The following is an 18,242-nucleotide window of genomic DNA, read 5'->3' as shown; positions in this document are numbered from 1 at the left end:
GTAGTCTTCGCGCGTGACCAACTCGCCATACCAGCCGGGGGACCCGCGATTCGGGCCACAACCGCAACCCGGGCAGTACCCGCCGAACGGCGGGTACCCGCCACCGAACCAGCCCTACGGCGCACCGCCGCCGAACCAGGTGCCCTACGGCGGTCGGCCCCAGTACCCGGGTCCGATGCCGGGCGGGATGTACCCGCCCGGGCCGCCGTTCCCGCCGCCACCGAAGAAGAAGCGCACCGGTCTGTGGGTCGCGCTGGGAATCGTCGGGGTGCTGCTCTTGATCGTGATCGCCGGTGGCGTGGCGCGGGTGCTGGTGTCGTCGGCGCAGGGAGGTGGGGTCACCGACACCAGTGACGTCGACGCCGGCGAGTGCATCGTCGTGACGGCGGAGCCGGAGACCCTCAAGGCCGACGAGGTGTCCTGCGGCGACACCGACTTCCACTACGTCGTCGCGGAGAAGTCCATCACGCAAGGGCTCTGCGGTCCCAACTACTCGCGCTACTGGGTCGCGGGCGAGGAGGGCGCGCTCTGTCTGGCGCCGGTGTACCAGGAGGGTCGTTGTTACTACATCCCGTCCGCGACCGGTGGTACCGCGCTCGCCGACATTCGTGAGATCGACTGTGGGTCGCCGGTTTCCGGCGGAACGAACATCCGCGTGGACACCAAGGCCGCGGGGGAGCCCGAATGTCCCGACTCGGACGGGACCTACTTCGCGGAGAAACCGCGCCCGGTCGGTTACTGCTTCAGCGTGATCGAGTGACGATGCCGCACCGCGGGGTCTGAGCCGCGATGTGCGCCGACTCGACGCAAAGAAGAACTCCCACCGGCGGATTCGCCGGTGGGAGTTCTCGGATTGGTCGGGCTCAGAAGGCCGCTTCGTCGAGTTCCATGATGTCGTTGTCGATGTTCTCGACGGTGACGCGAACCGAGGTGAGTAGCGGGAGCATGTTCTTCGCGAAGAAGCTCGCCACGGCGACCTTGCCTTCGTAGAAGGACTTGTCGGCGTCGGAGGCCCCGTTGTCGAGAGCTGCGAGGGCGACCTCGGCCTGGCGGAGGAGCAGCCAGCCGATGAGCAGGTCGCCGACGGCCATCAGGAAGCGGACCGAACCGAGTCCGACCTTGTACAGCTCGGTCGAGTTCTCCTGTGCCGCCATCAGATCGTTGGTCAGCGAGGCAGCCATCGCCTGCACGTCGTCGAGCGCCGTCTTCAGCAGTGCCCGCTCGGTCTTCAGCCGGCCGTTGCCCGCCTCGGAGTCGATGAAGCTCTGGATCTGCCCGGCGACGTGCGCGAGCGCCTGGCCCTTGTCGCGGATGATCTTGCGGAAGAAGAAATCCTGGGCCTGGATGGCGGTGGTGCCCTCGTACAGCGAGTCGATCTTCGAGTCACGGATGTACTGCTCGATCGGGTAGTCCTGGAGGAATCCCGACCCGCCGAGCGTCTGCAGCGACTCGTGACCGAGGGTGCCGTAGGCGCGCTCGGAGCCGACGCCCTTGACGATCGGGAGCAGCAGATCGTTGACGCGGTGGGCCATCTCGGCATCGGCGCCGGACACGATCTTCGCGGCGGCGGTGTCCTGGTGCGACGCGGTGTAGAGGTAGATCGCGCGCAGACCTTCGGCGTAGGCCTTCTGTGTCATCAGCGAACGACGCACATCGGGGTGGTGGGTGATCGACACGCGCGGTGCGGACTTGTCGGTCATCTGGGTCATGTCCGCACCCTGGATACGCTCCTTGGCGTACTCGAGCGCGTTCAGGTAACCGGTCGACAGGGTCGAGATGGCCTTGGTGCCCACCATCATCCGCGCGTGCTCGATGACCTCGAACATCTGCGCGATGCCCTTGTGGACGTCGCCGACGAGCCAGCCCTTGGCGGGAGTGCCGTGCTGTCCGAAGGTGACCTCACAGGTGGCCGACGCCTTGATGCCCATCTTGTGCTCGACGTTGGTGACGAAGACGCCGTTGCGCTCGCCGAGTTCGCCGGTCTCGAAGTCGAAGTGGTACTTGGGCACGAAGAACAGCGACAGACCCTTGGTGCCGGGTCCGGCGCCCTCGGGGCGGGCGAGCACGAGGTGGAAGATGTTCTCGGTCATGTCCTGATCGGCCGAGGTGATGAATCGCTTCACACCGTCGATGTGCCAGGAACCGTCTTCCTGCTGCACGGCCTTGGTGCGTCCGGCGCCCACGTCGGAACCGGCGTCGGGCTCGGTCAGCACCATGGTGGCGCCCCAGCCGCGCTCGGAGCAGATGGCGGCCCACTTCTTCTGCTCGTCGGTGCCGTTGTTGTAGAAGATGTTCGCGAAGCCCGCGCCGGCGGCGTACATGAACACGGGCGGGTTGGCGCCGAGGATCATCTCGCCGATGGCCCAGTACAGCGAGCGCGGGGCCGGCAGGCCGCCGAGCTCCTCGGCGATGCCGATCTTGTCCCAGCCGCCCTCGACCAGGGCGTTGTACGACTTCTTGAACGACTCGGGGATCGTGACGGTGTGCTCGTCGGGGTCGAAGACCGGGGGATTGCGGTCGGCGTCGACGAAGGACTCGGCGATCGGGCCCTCGGCCAGCGCACGGACCTCGCGCAGCATGTCGACGGCTGTCTCGTGGTCGAGGTCCCCGAAGTCGCCGGACTCCAGTACCTTGTCGAGCTCGAACAGTTCGAAGAGATTGAACTGCAGGTCGCGCATGTTGCTCTTGTAATGGCCCATGGTTGTTCCTTGTCTGGTGTGGCCGTCTGCGATGGCGTCCTCGACCCGGTCCGATCGCTCACGGTTGTGCGCGTACCGGCCGGATGAGGGGCTGTTCGGTCCGAGCTATGTTACTCGTCGGTAACCCAAGAGTAGCCCCATATCCCCGCCGGATCAATCGGAAGATGTGTGATCTGCGCCGGTTGGTGCACCCGGAGCGCCGAGAAATCCGCAACGCCGGCGCAGGAACCGCGAGTACGTTCCAATGAACGAATGCGCAGACTGGTGATCGGACCCGCACGTCTCGGCGCGACAGGTTTCGTGAGCGTCGTGATCTCGATCGTCGCCCTGGCCGCCGGACTTCTGGTGGCTGTCGCCCCGGCAGACGCCGCGGCGACGCCCTCGTGGGACGGCGTGTATTCGTTGAAGCGGTTCGCCGCCTCGAAGACCGGAACGAGCCTCGCGGCCCGGCAGGCGGAGCCGGACTTCTCCGACGACTACACCTTCAGGACATCGTGCGACGGCGGTACGTGCGTGGCGACGGTGATCGACGGGCCGAAACCCGCGAATCCGACGCTGCCGCAGCCGCCGCGCTACACCTGGGAGGCAGGATCCTGGGTGCATCGTTATGACTGGGAATGGGACTGCTGGCAGGGCGCGGGGGTGCCGAAGGTGTGGCGCCCGGCGACGTCGATCGCGACCTACACCCCGCAGGGCGACGGCACGCTGAAGGGCGTGTGGCGGACCACGATCGACGGCGGGCCCTGCGACGGGACGGTCGTCATGAACGTCGCCGCATACCCGGTGACTCCGCCGGCGCCCGCCTGGAATCTGTCGTGATCGACGGGTTATAGAGCTGAGCGCAGGTACTCGAGATCATCGGGGATGCCGTCGCCGGGCGTCTCCAGGATGACCGGTGCGCCCGCCGCCTCGGCGACGGCGACGAGCACCTCGGGGTCGATGTGGCCCGACGCGAGGTTGGCGTGACGGTCGCGGCCCGAGTCGAACTCGTCGCGAGAGTTGTTGAGGTGCACGAGATCGATCCGGCCGGTGATCTGACGGACGCGCTCGACGAGTCCGACGAGATCCTCGCCGCCGGCCCAGGCGTGGCACGTGTCGAGGCAGAAGCCGGCCTCGTCGAAGTCGCCGACCGCCTCCCACAGACGGTCGATGGACTCGAGCGTGCGTGCCATCGCGTGGTCGCCGCCCGCGGTGTTCTCGATGAGGATCGGGACGCCGAAACCGCCCTTGTCGGCCTGGCGGTCGAACAGCTTGCGCCAGTTCGCGAATCCCTCGGCGCTGTCCTCCCCGTCGCGCAAATGTCCGCCGTGCACGACGAGCCCGAAGGCGCCGAGTTCGGCGGCGGCCGCGGCCTGCTGCTCGACGGCCTTGCGCGACGGCATCCGCAGCCGGTTGTTCAGACTGGCGACGTTGATCTGGTAGCTCGAGTGCACGACGACGTCGATGTCGGACTCACGGAACTCCGCCGCGCGCGGGTTCGGCTGCGGCTTCTTCCAGCTCTGAGGATCCGTGACGAACATCTGGAAGACATCGATCCCGAGCTCGGCCGCAGTGGCCAAGGGGTCGGCGTCCTCGCGAAGATGGGCTCCGATGCGCATGCGACAACGATAGTGGCCCGCCCTGACACGCGGACGCGCCCGTCGTCATGGATCACGGGGACACGCCGGGGCGGTCACCTGCTTCGTCCAACCGGCTCTCCGCGGCGACGGGAGATCAGTCGCCCAGACAGGGCTCGGTCTCGATGGTGATCGGGACCCCGGGTGCGATGAGGAGTCGACACGGTGCCGCGCTGTCGTGATAGAGGTTCAGCCACTCGTGACCGCGGGTTCCGTCGGCGTACACCGCGTCGAGGGTGCGGTTGAGACGGGCCTCCGCCTCCTTGTTGATGATGTAGCGCTGGTCGCCGTAGCGCAGGTAGCGATTGGGCACCGAGACCTCCTTCAGGGGATCGACGCCCTCCAGTGTGATCCACAACACCCTGATCGGCGAGGTGTCCGGCGAAAACCGCTGGCGGAGACCGTTCGCGCGGGCTTGCGGCATCGGAAATGCTCAAATCCGACATGCCTGGCCGTCGGCTTGGCTCGCGAACAACAGATGGCCATTACACTGACGGCAGTTTAAGTGGGTGGTTGCCCTGCGGGGTGTGACGGGCGGGGTTGTGTCGGGTGAGTGTCGACGAGACGGTGGGCGTCCCGCAGCCGGGCAGACCCTCCAAGCGCGACGAGCGCGAGAGCGCCGAGACGACCACCTCCGACACCAACTCCGTGGTGGTCACCGGTCGTCAGGACACCGACCGCGACGACACCGGGCGCGCGGGTGTGGAACCGATCCTCGACGACCTGGCCGCCGCCGCCGAGATGGAAGCCGATCCCGAGAGCCGTCGCGATCTGACGATGGTCCGGCGCATCGCGATCGGCGCCTGGATCGTGCTGATGGCGGTGCACGTCGCCCTCTACGGTCTGGCCTTCGACCGCACGCGCCTGATCATCCTGATGTGTCTGGGACTGGCGGCTGCCTGTATCGGCCGGCGCAAGTTCATCACGATCCTCATCGACTGGGCGCCGTTCGCGCTGATCCTGATCCTCTACGACTGGACCCGGGACGTCGCGCGCATCGTCGACATGCCCACCCACTGGCATCTGGCGATCGATTTCGATGCTTGGCTGACCGGCGGGGTCAATCCCACGGCATGGCTGCAGGAGCACCTCAAGCAGGCGAGTCCGCCCTGGTGGGAGGTCATCGTCAGCATCGTCTACATGTCGTACTTCATCATCCCGTACGCGGTCGCGGCCGTGTTGTGGCTGAAGGACCGCGCCGCCTGGCGACGCTACGCGGCGTGTTTCGTGGCGACGACCTTCCTCGCCCTGGTCGGTTACACCCTCGTCCCGGGCGCCCCGCCGTGGGCCGCCGCGCGATGCACCGCGGCCGAGGTCCAGGACTTCCCGCGTGACCCGATCTGCATGTACTCGCCCGAGGCCGAGGAGCCCGGCGGTCTGCTCGGGACGCTGGACAACGAGTATCCGGACGCCAACCCCTACGTCGAACGGATCTCGGCTCGCGGCTGGGGGTACCTCAACATCCATGCGGCGTCGAACCTCGTCGAGGTCGGGCAGGGCAAGTCCAACCTGGTGGCCGCGATCCCGTCGCTGCACGCGGGTCTGACGATGCTCCTCGCGCTCTTCATGTGGCCGCGGGTGAAGGCGCTCGGCAAGACACTGTTCATGGGCTACGCCCTCGCGATGGCGTTCGCCCTGGTGTACACCGCCGAGCACTACATCTTCGACATCGTGCTCGGGTGGCTGCTGGCCGCCGCGGTGGTCGCGACCTACCAGATCATCGATCGCAAGATCTTGATCCCACGACAACGACGCCGAGCCGCCGAGGATGCAGCGTCGGAGTCGGGAGACGATCGGCGTCCCGATGACGCCAGGGCGTCGACGACGGCATCCTGACCTCGTAACCTGGCACCGTGAGCCGCCGCCGCAGAACCGGTCGTGGCGCCGTCGTACGGCGCCGCGCACTCGTTCTCGTGCTCGCTCTCGCCGTGATGCTGATGCACACGGTGGTGTCGGGTCATGGCGGGCCTTCCGGTGGCGGCGCCGGGAGCGGAGCGAGCGGGCCGGAATTACACGGCGAGAGCGGGATGTCCCACCATGCGGAGCATTCGGCGCTCACGGCATCGTCGACGATGACGTCAGCCCCGAAGATGACCGGAACCGACGACTGCGGTGAGCACTCGCACGACTGCGTGTTCATCCGTGCGGCGGGCGTCGATCTTCCGGCCGTGGTTCTTGTTCTCCTGCTCTGGTCGCTTGCGGCGTTTCCGCGGATCGTCGACACCGCTCGCCGTCGGACGACGATCCTGGGTCGTCCGCCGCCGTGGGCCATGTACTCCCATCTGCAACTACAGGTGATCCGCTGCTGAGCTGACCTCCGCGGACCGCTCGGTCCGTCGTGTCGTCATCTCTCCTCCCTCTCGGCCGGCGTCGCGCCCGCCGGGAACTCCGACAGCAGCAAGGAATGCACTCATGTACGTACACAACACATCTCGGCGCCGTATCCGGACGGCGGCAGGGATCGGCCTGGCCGCGGCGGCACTCATCGCAGTCGCCGGTTGCTCGCCCGACGAAACAGCGAGCGACGCCACCTCCGCCAACACCTCGGCATCGGTGGCGACGCAAGCTCCGGCGTCGGCCACTCACAACGAGGCCGACGTCGAGTTCACCTCGACGATGATCGGACACCATGACCAGGCCGTGGAGATGGCCGAACTCGTCGAGGGCCGGACGGACAATGCGGAACTGATCGCCCTCGCGTCGACGATCGAGAAGGCCCAGGACGCCGAGATCGAGCAGATGGAGAACCGTCTGCAGAGCTGGGGCGTCAGTACCGACGGCCTCGACGACGGCCACGAGAACATGGGCCACGGTGGTCACTCCGCGATGCCGGGCATGCTCAGCCCGGACCAGATGGCCGCCTTGCGGGACGCACGCGGTCCCGAGTTCGACCGGCTCTGGCTCGAGGGCATGATCCGGCACCACGAGGGCGCCATCGCGATGGCCGACGCGGTACTCGCCGACGGCGTAGACCCCGCGACGAAAACCCTTGCCCTAGAGGTCAAGCGGACCCAGCAGGCCGAGATCGACCAGATGAAGGGCTTGCTCGGCCAGAGCTGAGCACCAACAGACGGCGCCGGGGCGGTTGGGTCCGGAAACGGACGTCAACCGCCCCGACGTGTCGGCGGGTCACCTACCGACAGGCGCAGGACGAGTTTTCGTAGCGATTTCGAGTTAGGACCGTAACTGTCCTAACTCGACGACACACTCGGATCATGAGTGAAACCGAATCGACAGCAGGACAACCCGATCAGACCAATATCACCGACTACGACGATCCGAACGCGCCGTGGAACCAGGCGTGGGATCAAGAGGGTGGCATCGCCAACTGGAACGATGATGTGATCAAGGAGTTTCGGGAGAACGCGGGCAAGGTGGGCGGCGCTTACGCGGGCGCGGACCTCATCCTGCTCACCACCACCGGGGCCAAGAGCGGAAAGCCACACACGGTTCCACTGGGACCCTGTCACCGCGACGACACCATGTACGTGAGCTCGTTCATCGAGGACAAGTACCCGGCATGGTGGTACAACATCAAGGCGAATCCACAGGTCATGATCGAATTCCGAGACAATACGCACCAGGGGACCGGCAAGGTGCTCGAAGGCGAGGACTACGACGAGTTCGCAGCCTGGGTGCTGGCCAACAACCCACTGCTGGCGGACTTCCAGTCCAAGGTCGACCGCCCCATCCCGCTGGTCGTGCTCACCATCGCCGCCAGTTGACCATCGGCAGACTCGGGGCAACCGCCCCGATGGCAGTGGTCGAGATCAGCCGCGCCGCAGCGGCAGACGCATCAGGTACACCTGATAGCCGATGGAGACCGAGTAGGTGAAGTAGAGTGTGCTGCCCTTCGACCACGGGTGGATGTACGGCGCGTAACCCGTGTACGGGTCCACCGAGGGTGCGACGATCTCACCGGAAGTCCATGGGCCCCAAGGGTTGTCGGCGGTGCGCAGCGTCACGCCGACGTCCTGGCTCGCCAGCGAGATGTACTTGCCCAGATAGTCGTTCCACTGGACCGACATCTCGCCCGTAGGGGCGCCCATCACCGGGGTGGCTGCGTCGGGGTTGTTCGGAACCCAACGGCCGTACGAGAAGTACTGCCACTTGCCGAGATTCTCGATGTCCTTCTCGTCGACGCGCGCGAGGTAGACACCGCCCCAGCGGCCGTCGGGTGTGCCGTAGTAGTAGACGGTCTTGCCGACCTTCAGGAAGGCGCCCATCTGGAACTTCTTGTTGCCGCCGCCATTGGGGCGGAACGCACCGACCGAGCGCCAGTTCTCGCCGTTGTCGGTGGAGGAGACGAGGCCCGCCCAGTTGGTGGTCCAGATGCCGGGCGAATCCCACCGTTTGACCGACATCACGGTCATGTACTGCTTGCCGTTGGCAGCCACGCCGGCGGTCGGGATGATCGTGATCTCGCGGCGGACGTTCGGCTTGAGCAGGCGCTTGGCATGACCCGGCCGGCCGGCGTGCGAGGTGAACGTCATGCCGTCGGCCAGGTGGCGGTCCGTGCTGCGCAGCAGGACGTTGGACCGCCAGTAGTAGAGCTCGCCGTACAGGAGGGACCACCCGTTGAACGACTGGGTGTCACCGAACGCCGTGAGGATCTCACCTCGGCCGTTGTCCCACATGACACCGAGATCGGTACCGACGATGTTGAACCGTCCGATGGTGTCGTTCATCGCGAACGGCCCCGTCAACCGGTTGACGATGGTCGCCGGACCGTTGGCGTAGCGGGCGGCGTGGGCGGGGGAGGCGGCCAGGGTCGTCGTCAGGGCCAGAGCGAGCAAGGTGACGACTAGACCCAGGAAAAGCCGTGCGAGGCGCCGTGTCATGGCCGTGACCTTATCAAGACCTGAGAGATATGTGTGAGGTCCGCTACGGTGCCCGACCACCGCGAACGGTCGTGTCGAACTCAGGCTTCGCGATAGCGTTCCGAGGTGTCCACGGTGGTGAAGTCGATCTGTGCGGCAGCATTGTTCACCGCGGTCACGAGCGCGGTCCCGAACATGCCGTCGGCGTCGTAGAGTCCCGCGTTGCTGACCGAGACGCCGTCGTCCTCGATGTGGACGTCGGCCTCGACCCCGACCCGCTCACCCGACGGCAGACGGCTGAGGGCGACGGTCAGATCGCAGTTGATGAATCCGATGCCGGTGGTGCCCCAGTTCGACACCAGGCTGGCGGATTCGGCGCTGACGACCGCCCGCTGGAACGGGGTGAGCTTCTCGCCCGCCACGATGGGCGCGGCCCGCGACCACATCCGTTTGCGGTGCCCGTTCTGGTGATTGCCCATGTCGCGCTCCCATTCACCGACGGTGTCGTCCGCGGCATCGGAGGCGAACCGGGGGGACAGGTCGTCATCGGAGGCGATCTCGGGTGGGTGGAAGGTGACCGCGTCCGCGGGGCGATGCCACCGCTGCCCGGGCGGGTTGGTCGAGGTGCGCAGGAACACCGTCGTGCCGCGCGCGACGAGCACCTCATCCGCACCTTCGGGGTGTTGGAGCACGTCGACGTCGACGACCCGGATTCGTCCGCCCGATCGGACGATTCGGACCCGGGTGGAGGTGACGATGTCGCGCGCGGCCTTGAAGAGGTCGATGGTGCACCGGGCGGGTACGTATTCATCATCACCGAACTCGGTCTCGACCGCCCGCGCGGCGAGGCCGCACACCGCCGGACCGTTCAGGGTGCCGGGCGCCCACAGGCTGGCGGCGAAGGGTGTCGGCCGGTATCGGAGACCGGCGTCGGGCCGGCCGGTGTCGGAGATCGGCTCGAAGAACGCGATGTTGGTCATCGTTACTTGTTACCCCGCTGTTCATCTGCGTCGGCGATGCGGTCGGGTTTGTGCCGCTCCTGAGCGAATAGCGCGCCGGATCCTGCTGTGCCGGATAACCTCCCACCATGACTTTCGCCACGGTGTACACCAAACACTTCCCCGACGAACTGGTCGGTGCCGTGCGCACGGCACTCATCATCACGTCGATCGTCGGCATCGTGATCGGGGTCATCGCGATCCTGTGGCCCGGACCGACCATCGTCGTGCTCGCGATCCTGTTCGCCATCTCGCTGATCATCGCCGGCATCTTCCGCATCTACCAGGCCTTCGCGGCGTCGTTCCTCAGTACCGGGGTCCGGGTGATGCTCGGCGTCGTCGGCGCGATCGTGCTGCTGGCCGGGGTGATCGCACTGTTCAGCCCGGGCGACGCGGTCTGGCTGCTCGCGGTGTTCATCGGCATCGGCTGGATCTTCCAGGGCGTCGCCGACCTGTACGCGGCGATCACCAAGTCCGGTCACGCCCCCATCTGGTTCTCGATCGTCTCGGGCATCATCGCGATCATCGCGGGGATCGTGATGATGGTGCTGCCCGCCTTCTCGCTCGAGGTGCTCGCCTGGGTCGGCGGCATCATGCTCGTCGCACTGTCGATCGCCACACTGCTCACGCTGCCGAAGAAGGTCGAGCAGCCGGTCGCCGGGGACCCCGCGGTCTGAGCCGGAACTACGAAAGAGCCCGGTGCGCCCGGAGTGAGCCCTCTAACTGCTCCCTGAGGAGGCCGGAGCTTGCGAGCGTCACATCTTTGCTCCCTGAGGAGCGAGCTTGCGAGCGTCACGAAGGGTCCTGGTGAGGTGTGTCGCCAACCCTTCGTGGCTCGTCGCTTTCGCTCCTCGCACCTCAGGGAACAGGGGCTGTGACCTGCGGTTGTGCGGTCCCTTCGGATCAGCGTGGCCAGGGAGCGATGGGGTTCCCCTGCCAGCGGGTGTGGGCCGGGACCACGTCGCCGCGCATGACCAGCGATGCCGGTCCGACGGTCGCCGAGTCGCCGAGTCCGGACGCCGGTAGGGCGACGCAGTGCGGGCCGAGGGTCGCGCCGGCCCCGAGCGTGACACGGTCGATGGCCATGACCCGATCGTGGAACAGGTGGGTCTGCACGACGCAGCCGCGCTGCACGGTCGCGCCGTCGCCGAGGGTGACGAGGTCGGCCTCGGGCAGCCAGTAGGTCTCGCACCAGACGCCGCGGCCGATCTTGGCGCCGAGCATCCGCAGCCACAGGTTGAGGATCGGCGTGCCGGTCGCGGCGTTGGCGAACCACGGAGCCGCCACTGTCTCGACGAAGGCGTCGGACAGCTCGTTCCGCCATACGAACGAACTCCACAGCGGATGTTCGCTCACCGTGATGCGGCCGACGACCAGCCATTTCGCCGCCGCCGCGGTGACGCAGGCGATCGCGCCGACGACCAGCAGGAGCAGACCGCTCACCGCTGCCGCGACCCCGTAGTGCTCATGGACGGCCACATACTGCAGCGCGAGCAACAGTCCGACGCCGAGCCCGAACGACACCATGACCGGCACCAGGCGCAATGTCTCGATCAGCGAGCGGGCGACCTTGAGCGTCGCCGGCGGGTCGAAGGTGCGTGAGGTGTCGATCTCGGCGGCGGTGCGGCGCAGGCGGACCGGTGGGCTGCCCAGCCAACTCGAGCCCGACTTGGCCCGGTCGGGCGTCGCCGACAGCACGGCCACCAGACCGTTCTTGGGGACCTTGCGCCCGGGGCCGGTCATGCCGGAGTTGCCGAGGAAGGAGCGCTTGCCGATCTTCGCCTCGTCGATGTGCAGCCAGCCGCCACCGAGTTCGTACGACGCGACCATCGTGTCGTCGGCGAGGAAGGCGCCGTCGCCGATGGTGGTGAACCGGGGGAGCACGAGCGCGGTCGAGATCTCGGTTCCCTCACCGACCTTCGCGCCGAGGATGCGGAACCACGTCGGGGTCAGCAGGCTGGCGTACAGCGGGAACAGATAGGTGCGGGCCGCGTCGAGGAGGCGTTCGGTGATCCAGACCTGCCAGCCGACGCGGGACCGGACCGGGTGATACCCGGTGTGGAGCCCGATCGAGGCGAGCCGGACCAGGACCGCGGTGATCGCCGCGAACACGAACAGGCTCGTGACGGTGGCCACGGGTAACAAGATCAGCGCCCGGATCCCGACGTCGCGCAACCGGTCCGCGGTCAGGGCCCAGGCGCCGATGACGGCCAGGCCCGAGGCCAGCGAGAGCAGGGGGATCGCGGCGAGCCCCAACGACGACAGTCCGTATATGGGTACCCACCACGTGGCCCGCGGGGGCCGGTGGTCGGGCCAGGGATGCTCGGCCTTGCCGATCTTCACCGCGGGCGACCCGGCCCAGTGCTGCCGGGCCTTGACCCGGCCGAACACCGCCGAACCCGGGGCGACGACCGCGTCGCGTCCGACGACCGCACCGGGGGTGAGCGTCGACCGGGCACCGATCGACGCGCCGCGTTTGATGGCGATCTCGCCGATGTGGACGTCGTCGCCGTCGATCCACCATCCGGAGATGTCGACCTCGGGTTCGACGGACGCGCCGTCCCCGACCGTGAGCAGTCCGGTCACCGGCGGGATGGTGTGCAGGTCGACGCCGCGCCCGATCGACGCCCCGAGAGCCCGCGCGAGGTAGATCATCCATGGCGCACCGGACAGGTTGGCGGCACCGCTGGCGTCGAGGAGTCGCTCGGCCACCCAGAGCCGGACGTGGACGCTCCCGCCCCGCGGATGAACGCCCGGAGCGACCCCGGCGAGGAGCACCCGCGCACCGAGCGCCGCGATGCACATGCGACCGGGCGGGGTGATGAAGATCAGGAACGCCGCGAGCAGGACCCACCAGTTGATCTCGACCAGCCACTCGACCGTGCGATCCATCCGGTCGGCGACGAGCAGCGCCACGTTGTTCGCCACACCGAGCCATGTGGCCCACTGCAATCCGGTGAGCGTCGTCAGCGGGATGGTCAGCAGGAGCTGCGCCAGCCCGGCCGAGCGCGGGGTCGGTTCGACGAGGCGTTCATCGATGCTCGACGTCGGGCGGCGGGCGTCGAGCATCTCGGCCATGGACCCGAGGCGCGGACGGTCGTAGAGATCGGCCACCGAGATGTCGGGGTAGCGTTCCCGGACCGCGGTGACGAGCTGGGCCGCGGCCAGTGATCCACCGCCCTCGGCGAAGAAGTCGACGTCCGGGCTGGAGACGGTCATGCCGAGGACGTCGGTCCACAGCTGTGCCAGCCACAGTTCGGTCTCGCTGAGTTCAACGTCGTCATCGACTGGTCTGTCGCTGCCCGGCAGGGGCCAGGGCAGCGCATCACGATCAACCTTCCCCGAAGTGCGCGTGGGCAATTCGTCGACGAGGGCAAGGGTGGGGACCATCGCGGCGGGCAGCTGTCGCCGCAGCTCGGCGTGCGCCTCGGCGACGTCGAAGCCGGGATCGGCCGACACGAGATAGCCGACGAGCAGACTGTTGCCGGCCGCGGACTTGCGGACCGCGGCTGCGGCTCCGCTCACGCCGGGCAGGTTCTGCAGAGCGTTGTCGATCTCGCCGAGTTCGATGCGCCGTCCGCCGACCTTCACCTGGTCGTCGGCGCGGCCCATGAACAACAGGCCGGCGGTGTCCAGGCGCACGAGATCACCACTGCGATAGGCGCGTTCCCAGCCGAGCGTGGGCATCGGTGCGTACTTCTCCGCGTCCTTCGCGGGATCGAGGTAGCGCGCCAGGCCGACGCCGCCGATCACGAGTTCACCGACCTCGCCCTCGGCCACCGGCTGGCCCTGGGCGTCGACGACCGCGAGATCCCAACCGCGCAGCGGCAATCCGATACGGACCGGGCCGTCACCTCCCAGCGGGGCGGCGCACGCGACGACCGTCGCCTCGGTGGGGCCGTAGGTGTTCCACACCTCGCGGCCGGGGACGGCGAGCCGGTCGGCGAGCTCCGGCGGGCAGGCCTCGCCGCCGAAGATCAACAGCCGCACGGCTTCCAGCGCCTCCGGCGGCCACAGGGACGCCAGCGTGGGAACCGTCGACACGATCGTGATGTCGCGCGCCACCAACCACGGCCCGAGGTCCATGCCGCTGCGGACCAGCGAGCGCGGTGCGGGCACCAGGCACGCGCCGTTGCGCCACGCCAGCCACATCTCCTCGCACGAGGCGTCGAACGCGACCGACAGTCCGGCCAGGACACGGTCGTGCGGACCGATCGGGGCGTCCGGCAGGAACATGGCCGCCTCGGCGTCGACGAACGCCGCCGCGTTGCGGTGGGTGACCGCGACGCCCTTCGGCTTGCCGGTGGAACCGGAGGTGAAGATGATCCACGCGTCGTCGTCGGGTGTGGGGCGGGCAGGGGGTTCCGCGGGCGTCGACGCCGATTTCGTCGAACGGGGTCCGTCGGCGTCGACGATGGCGTCGACCTCGGCCTCGCCGAAGACGAGCTCGGCGCGTTCGTCCGGGTCGTCGGCGTCGACCGGCACGTACGCCGCGCCGGCATAGAGGGTCGCCAGGATCGCGACGTACAGGTCCCGCGACCCCGACGGCATCCGGATGCCGACCCGGCTTCCCCGCCCGACGCCGACGTCGCCGAGATGTGCGACCGTGCGGCGGACCACGGCCAGCAACTGGCCGTAGGTGAGGGTCATCTCGCCGTCGTCGATGGCCGCGGCATCCGGGTGTGCACGCGCGGTGGCGGTGAGCACGTCGCACAGGGTGCGCGGCGGGTCTGCCTGTGCAGACAGGAGGAATTGAGGTGGAATGGGCACCTAAGCGGCACCTGCCGGGCGCATCCGCGATCTGGTCACGAGTCCGAGAATATAGCCGACGAAGGTGACCGAACGACCTCGACACCGTGAACGGCGACCCCGACGAACGGACTGAAACGGACGCTCGCGGGGTGTACGTTCGGGCACAGGAGGAATCTGATGCCCATCGTTCATCACCGTCGGCCGAGCCTGCGGTCGTTCCCCATCTGGTTCGGTGCGCGTGCGCTCCTGAAACCGACCCTGGCGCTGTGGCCGGTCAACAAGCAGGGGCTGGCGGGGCTGTTCCTCATCGACCGCATCTTTGCCGTTGGACCCAAACCCCGCGGAGTGGTCCGTGAGCAGCTGGTCCTCGCCGGGCGGCCCGCCGAGCTGATCATGCCGGTCGGACCGTCACGCCGGGACGGCGACACCGCGATGCTCTACCTGCACGGCGGCGCCTTCGTGGTCTGCGGGCTCGGCACCCACCGATCGATCGCCGCGCGGATGGCGCGGGCGTGTGAGGTGCCGGTGTTCGCGCTCGAGTACCGGCAGCTGCCGAAGGCCGGTGTCGGGACGTCCGTCGTGGACGCGGTCGACGCCTACGCGGAGCTGATCAACGAGCGTGGCTTCCGACGGGTGATCGTGGCCGGTGACTCGGCCGGCGGTTTCCTGGCCGCGAAGGTGGTCGAGGCGGCCACGGCGCGCGGCCTGCCCACACCCACGGCGCTGATCGGGTTCTCGCCGCTCCTCGACATGGACCTGGGGGTCCACCCGGACCGTTCGAGTCGATCCGACGCCTATCTGCCCAAGTCGAAGATGGCCCGGTTGGCGCCCCAGTTCGATCAGGGGCCCGTCCAGCTGACCGGTGTGCGCCGCATCGCCGACGCCGATCTCACCTCGTTCCCGCCGACCGTGCTGGTCGCGGCCGAAGGTGAGATGCTCGAGCCCGACGTCATCGACCTCGTCGAGTCGCTCGACGCTGCGGGCGTCACGGCCGTGGCGCACCTCTACGCATGGCAGGTGCACGCCTTCCCGGTGTTGAGCGCCCGCCACCCGGAGACCCTGGACGCGGTCGAGGTGACCGCGGCCTTCGCCGCCGAAGCGATCCGAGAGGGCAAGAGCACTGACGAGCGAACGGGCAAACGGGCCGGCTGACGGGGCGGGTGCCCCGAACCCGGCGACTCCGGATGCGGTGAACCCGGGGCAGTCGTACGCCGACGAGCTGGAGACCAGACCGCCCGGCGCAGTGGACGCCCGATTCACCCTCGCCGCCGAGCGCACGCTGCTCGCCTGGGTGCGGACCGCACTCGGCTTCATGGCGGCCGGTATCGCGGTGGTCTACCTCGCTCCCGACGAGACGACGCCGATGGTCGACGTCGCGCTCGGCGTCGTGATGGTCGGACTCGGTGCCTCGCTGGCGGTCCTCGGCGCCTGGCGGTGGCGACGGACCACGCGCGCGCTGAACTCCGGTGGCGAGATGCCGGGGCCGACGCAGGTCATGCTCGTGGTCGCTGCGATAGTGGTGGTGGCCGTCCTCGTCGCGGTTGCCATGGTGATCCAGTCCTGACCTGCGCTCCACAACGGCACGCTGCCCATGTCGGCGGCCGCGACCATCAGCTGTCCACCACTGCAGGAGATCATCGTGACCACCGGCCCCGACTTCTCGCGGAGCGCGCAGACGTTCTCGATGACGCTGACCATCGTCGGCGCGACCATCCTCATCTTCTGTATCGGCTGGCTGACGGTCGGCTGGTGGCAGGACGGCCGGTGGTTCTGGGTGGTCGTCGGGATCGCCGTGGTCGTCGTGAACGTCGTGCTGATCGCCATGCAGCTCCGCCGCCGCCTCGGTGAACGGGTCAAGGACACCGACGATCGCCCCCGGCGCCGTGGCCTGATCGACAACTTCGACGACCTCGACGACTGAGCTCACCCCTGCTCCCTGATCCGAGAGAACGACATATCCATTGCTCCCTAATCCGAAGAGTTAGGTGAGGTGGCTGCTCAGGCCGCTCCGTGGGGTGTGATGGTGACGTCGTATCCGAGTTTGTGTAGGTCGTAAATGGCGCGGTTCTTGGTGCGTTCGGGGTGGCGTTGCTGGTGGTAGTCGGGGCCGGGTTCGTCGTAGACGACGTTGTCGGTGAGCATGATCCAGACCACGGTGAGCAGGGTGTGCTCGAGGGCGACGATCGCTTTGGGTTTGCCGCGAGAGCGGACCAGGCGCCGGTACTTGGCGTTGAGGAACGTGCCTTTGTGGCTGGCGATCGATAACGCCGTAGCACCGAGAGCACCTTTGAGGTGACGGTTACCGGGGCGGGTTTTGACGTTTTTGACCCGTCCGGCGGATTGGTGCTGGCCGGGGCAGACTCCCGCCCACGAGGCCAAATGGCCTGGTGTGGGGAACTGGGCCATCTGGCCGCCGGTCTCGGCGATGATCACATCGGCGGTGGTGGTGGAGATACCCGGGATCGTGCAGATCAGGTCGCGTTTGGCTTGAAACGGCGCCATCACCTTCTCGATGCGCTCGGTCAACGCGTCGATCCGGGTGGTGTGTTCGGTGATGAAATCCAGATGCAACTCGACCAGGAACGCGTGGTGGTCGGTGAAGCGGCCCTGCAACGCCTGGGTCAACGCGGGGATTTTGCGGCGGAGTTGTTTCACCGACAACTCCGCCAACACGGCGGGATCGCGTTCACCCTTGACCAGCGCCTGCAACATGAATCGCGACGAGACCCCGTTGATATCGGAGACCACCACCGACAGTTTGATGCCGGCGTCTTCGAGGACTTTCTCCAACCGTTGAATCTCGCGGCCGCGTTCGCGGGTGATCGCGGTGCGGGTGCGGGTCAGATCGCGTAACCGTCGGATCGGTTCGGGCGGCACGAACGAGGCACGCAACAGCCCGTGGGCGGCCAGCTGCGCCAGCCACGCCGCATCCGACACATCGGTTTTGCGGCCCGGGAGGTTCTTGGCGTCGTGGGCGTTGACCAGCATCACCTCGAACGGGGGGGGTGTCAGATGGTCTGTGTAAGTCCAGTGCTCATCAGTGAGAGGACAATCTATGAGCATGGCGTTAGACGACAAGCAGCACGACGACGGTCAGCAGCTGGCTGAGCCGCGTTCGACCGCGGAGGTGGCCGAGGCGCTGGAGGCCTCGGGCATGGTCGATGAGTTGTTGGCCCAGATCGATACCGGCCAGGTCCAGATCACCGGCGACGGCGGCCTGATCCCGGGTCTGATCAAACTCGCCCTCGAACGCGGCCTGAAGGCCGAGCTGACCGATCACCTCGGTTATGCCAAGGGCGATCCGGCCGGTCGGCAACTGCCCAACGCCCGCAACGGGTCGAGCCCGAAAACGGTGGA

The 18,242-nt window shown here is 67.6% G+C and carries 18 protein-coding genes; 11 read left to right on the top strand and 7 right to left on the bottom strand.

Annotated features, from left to right (window positions below):
* The first annotated feature begins 13 nt into the window (after positions 1 to 13).
* Positions 14 to 760 carry an LppU/SCO3897 family protein gene (locus tag AS181_RS14165; RefSeq protein WP_231742438.1) on the top strand — a complete coding sequence of 249 codons (747 nt, stop codon included), beginning with the start codon at positions 14 to 16 and terminating at the stop codon, positions 758 to 760.
* Positions 761 to 863: 103 nt separating this feature from the next.
* On the opposite strand, the gene AS181_RS14160 is transcribed toward AS181_RS14165, so the two are convergent.
* Positions 864 to 2,699, bottom strand: coding sequence for an acyl-CoA dehydrogenase (locus tag AS181_RS14160; RefSeq protein ID WP_058252213.1), 1,836 nt, complete (start codon positions 2,697 to 2,699; stop codon positions 864 to 866).
* Between the two features lie 252 nt (positions 2,700 to 2,951).
* Here AS181_RS14160 and AS181_RS14155 point away from each other — a divergent pair, with 252 nt between their 5' ends.
* Positions 2,952 to 3,518, top strand: a complete 567-nt coding sequence (locus AS181_RS14155) for a hypothetical protein (RefSeq protein ID WP_058252212.1) — start codon at positions 2,952 to 2,954, stop codon at positions 3,516 to 3,518.
* A gap of 8 nt (positions 3,519 to 3,526) precedes the next feature.
* Here AS181_RS14155 and AS181_RS14150 read toward each other — a convergent pair whose 3' ends face one another.
* Both AS181_RS14150 and AS181_RS14145 read right to left on the bottom strand, forming a co-directional pair.
* On the bottom strand, positions 3,527 to 4,297 hold the full coding sequence (locus tag AS181_RS14150; protein WP_058252211.1) for a deoxyribonuclease IV: 771 nt from the start codon (positions 4,295 to 4,297) through the stop codon (positions 3,527 to 3,529).
* 115 nt (positions 4,298 to 4,412) lie between these two features.
* Positions 4,413 to 4,628: a hypothetical protein gene (locus AS181_RS14145; protein WP_058252309.1), complete on the bottom strand. Its 216-nt coding sequence runs from the start codon at positions 4,626 to 4,628 to the stop codon at positions 4,413 to 4,415.
* 236 nt (positions 4,629 to 4,864) lie between these two features.
* On the opposite strand from AS181_RS14145, the gene AS181_RS14140 reads away from it, so the two are divergent.
* From AS181_RS14140 to AS181_RS14125, 4 genes are all read left to right on the top strand, one after another.
* The gene (locus AS181_RS14140; protein ID WP_435084662.1) at positions 4,865 to 6,151 is read left to right on the top strand and encodes a phosphatase PAP2 family protein; all 1,287 of its coding nucleotides are present in this window, start codon (positions 4,865 to 4,867) and stop codon (positions 6,149 to 6,151) included.
* 17 nt (positions 6,152 to 6,168) lie between these two features.
* The gene (locus AS181_RS14135) at positions 6,169 to 6,624 is read left to right on the top strand and encodes a hypothetical protein (protein ID WP_058252209.1); all 456 of its coding nucleotides are present in this window, start codon (positions 6,169 to 6,171) and stop codon (positions 6,622 to 6,624) included.
* 103 nt (positions 6,625 to 6,727) lie between these two features.
* Positions 6,728 to 7,375, top strand: a complete 648-nt coding sequence (locus tag AS181_RS14130) for a DUF305 domain-containing protein (protein ID WP_058252208.1) — start codon at positions 6,728 to 6,730, stop codon at positions 7,373 to 7,375.
* Positions 7,376 to 7,530: 155 nt separating this feature from the next.
* On the top strand, positions 7,531 to 8,040 hold the full coding sequence (locus AS181_RS14125) for a nitroreductase/quinone reductase family protein (protein WP_058252207.1): 510 nt from the start codon (positions 7,531 to 7,533) through the stop codon (positions 8,038 to 8,040).
* Positions 8,041 to 8,085: 45 nt separating this feature from the next.
* On the opposite strand, the gene AS181_RS14120 is transcribed toward AS181_RS14125, so the two are convergent.
* Both AS181_RS14120 and AS181_RS14115 read right to left on the bottom strand, forming a co-directional pair.
* Positions 8,086 to 9,156 carry a DUF4185 domain-containing protein gene (locus AS181_RS14120; RefSeq protein WP_058252206.1) on the bottom strand — a complete coding sequence of 357 codons (1,071 nt, stop codon included), beginning with the start codon at positions 9,154 to 9,156 and terminating at the stop codon, positions 8,086 to 8,088.
* Positions 9,157 to 9,236: 80 nt separating this feature from the next.
* Positions 9,237 to 10,115 carry an acyl-CoA thioesterase domain-containing protein gene (locus AS181_RS14115; protein WP_058252205.1) on the bottom strand — a complete coding sequence of 293 codons (879 nt, stop codon included), beginning with the start codon at positions 10,113 to 10,115 and terminating at the stop codon, positions 9,237 to 9,239.
* A 107-nt stretch (positions 10,116 to 10,222) separates the two neighbouring features.
* Here AS181_RS14115 and AS181_RS14110 point away from each other — a divergent pair, with 107 nt between their 5' ends.
* Positions 10,223 to 10,810, top strand: coding sequence for an HdeD family acid-resistance protein (locus tag AS181_RS14110; protein ID WP_058252204.1), 588 nt, complete (start codon positions 10,223 to 10,225; stop codon positions 10,808 to 10,810).
* A gap of 226 nt (positions 10,811 to 11,036) precedes the next feature.
* On the opposite strand, the gene AS181_RS14105 is transcribed toward AS181_RS14110, so the two are convergent.
* Positions 11,037 to 14,903, bottom strand: a complete 3,867-nt coding sequence (locus AS181_RS14105) for a Pls/PosA family non-ribosomal peptide synthetase (RefSeq protein WP_058252203.1) — start codon at positions 14,901 to 14,903, stop codon at positions 11,037 to 11,039.
* Positions 14,904 to 15,062: 159 nt separating this feature from the next.
* On the opposite strand from AS181_RS14105, the gene AS181_RS14100 reads away from it, so the two are divergent.
* The 3 genes from AS181_RS14100 (at position 15,063) to AS181_RS14090 (ending at position 16,806) form a co-directional block, all read left to right on the top strand.
* Positions 15,063 to 16,037, top strand: coding sequence for an alpha/beta hydrolase (locus tag AS181_RS14100; protein ID WP_058252202.1), 975 nt, complete (start codon positions 15,063 to 15,065; stop codon positions 16,035 to 16,037).
* Positions 16,038 to 16,074: 37 nt separating this feature from the next.
* A complete protein-coding gene (locus tag AS181_RS14095; protein ID WP_058252201.1) occupies positions 16,075 to 16,449 on the top strand; it encodes a YidH family protein in 375 nt (124 codons plus the stop codon).
* Positions 16,450 to 16,524: 75 nt separating this feature from the next.
* Entirely contained in the window at positions 16,525 to 16,806 is a 282-nt protein-coding gene (locus AS181_RS14090; RefSeq protein ID WP_058252308.1) for a hypothetical protein, read from the top strand.
* Positions 16,807 to 16,883: 77 nt separating this feature from the next.
* On the opposite strand, the gene AS181_RS14085 is transcribed toward AS181_RS14090, so the two are convergent.
* Entirely contained in the window at positions 16,884 to 17,948 is a 1,065-nt protein-coding gene (locus AS181_RS14085) for an IS110 family transposase (protein ID WP_442902787.1), read from the bottom strand.
* On the opposite strand from AS181_RS14085, the gene AS181_RS14080 reads away from it, so the two are divergent.
* The coding region (locus AS181_RS14080; protein ID WP_175404336.1) for a transposase at positions 17,941 to 18,242 on the top strand (302 nt) is incomplete at its 3' end. The two genes, AS181_RS14085 and AS181_RS14080, sit on opposite strands and share 8 nt — an antisense overlap.

The organism is Gordonia sp. SGD-V-85, assembly GCF_001456905.1.
Lineage (GTDB): Bacteria > Actinomycetota > Actinomycetes > Mycobacteriales > Mycobacteriaceae > Gordonia > Gordonia hongkongensis.
This window is presented reverse-complemented; position numbering and strand designations above follow the sequence as displayed.

Excerpts from the sequence above, each read along its gene's own strand:
- AS181_RS14085 (WP_442902787.1), bottom strand. The coding sequence starts at position 17,948 with ATGCTCATAGATTGTCCTCTCACTGATGAGCACTGGACTTACACAGAC.
- AS181_RS14130 (WP_058252208.1), top strand. The coding sequence starts at position 6,728 with ATGTACGTACACAACACATCTCGGCGCCGTATCCGGACGGCGGCAGGG.
- AS181_RS14155 (WP_058252212.1), top strand. The coding sequence starts at position 2,952 with ATGCGCAGACTGGTGATCGGACCCGCACGTCTCGGCGCGACAGGTTTC.
- AS181_RS14110 (WP_058252204.1), top strand. The coding sequence starts at position 10,223 with ATGACTTTCGCCACGGTGTACACCAAACACTTCCCCGACGAACTGGTC.
- AS181_RS14115 (WP_058252205.1), bottom strand. The coding sequence starts at position 10,115 with ATGACCAACATCGCGTTCTTCGAGCCGATCTCCGACACCGGCCGGCCC.
- AS181_RS14120 (WP_058252206.1), bottom strand. The coding sequence starts at position 9,156 with ATGACACGGCGCCTCGCACGGCTTTTCCTGGGTCTAGTCGTCACCTTG.
- AS181_RS14100 (WP_058252202.1), top strand. The coding sequence starts at position 15,063 with ATGCCCATCGTTCATCACCGTCGGCCGAGCCTGCGGTCGTTCCCCATC.
- AS181_RS14150 (WP_058252211.1), bottom strand. The coding sequence starts at position 4,297 with ATGCGCATCGGAGCCCATCTTCGCGAGGACGCCGACCCCTTGGCCACT.
- AS181_RS14160 (WP_058252213.1), bottom strand. The coding sequence starts at position 2,699 with ATGGGCCATTACAAGAGCAACATGCGCGACCTGCAGTTCAATCTCTTC.
- AS181_RS14125 (WP_058252207.1), top strand. The coding sequence starts at position 7,531 with ATGAGTGAAACCGAATCGACAGCAGGACAACCCGATCAGACCAATATC.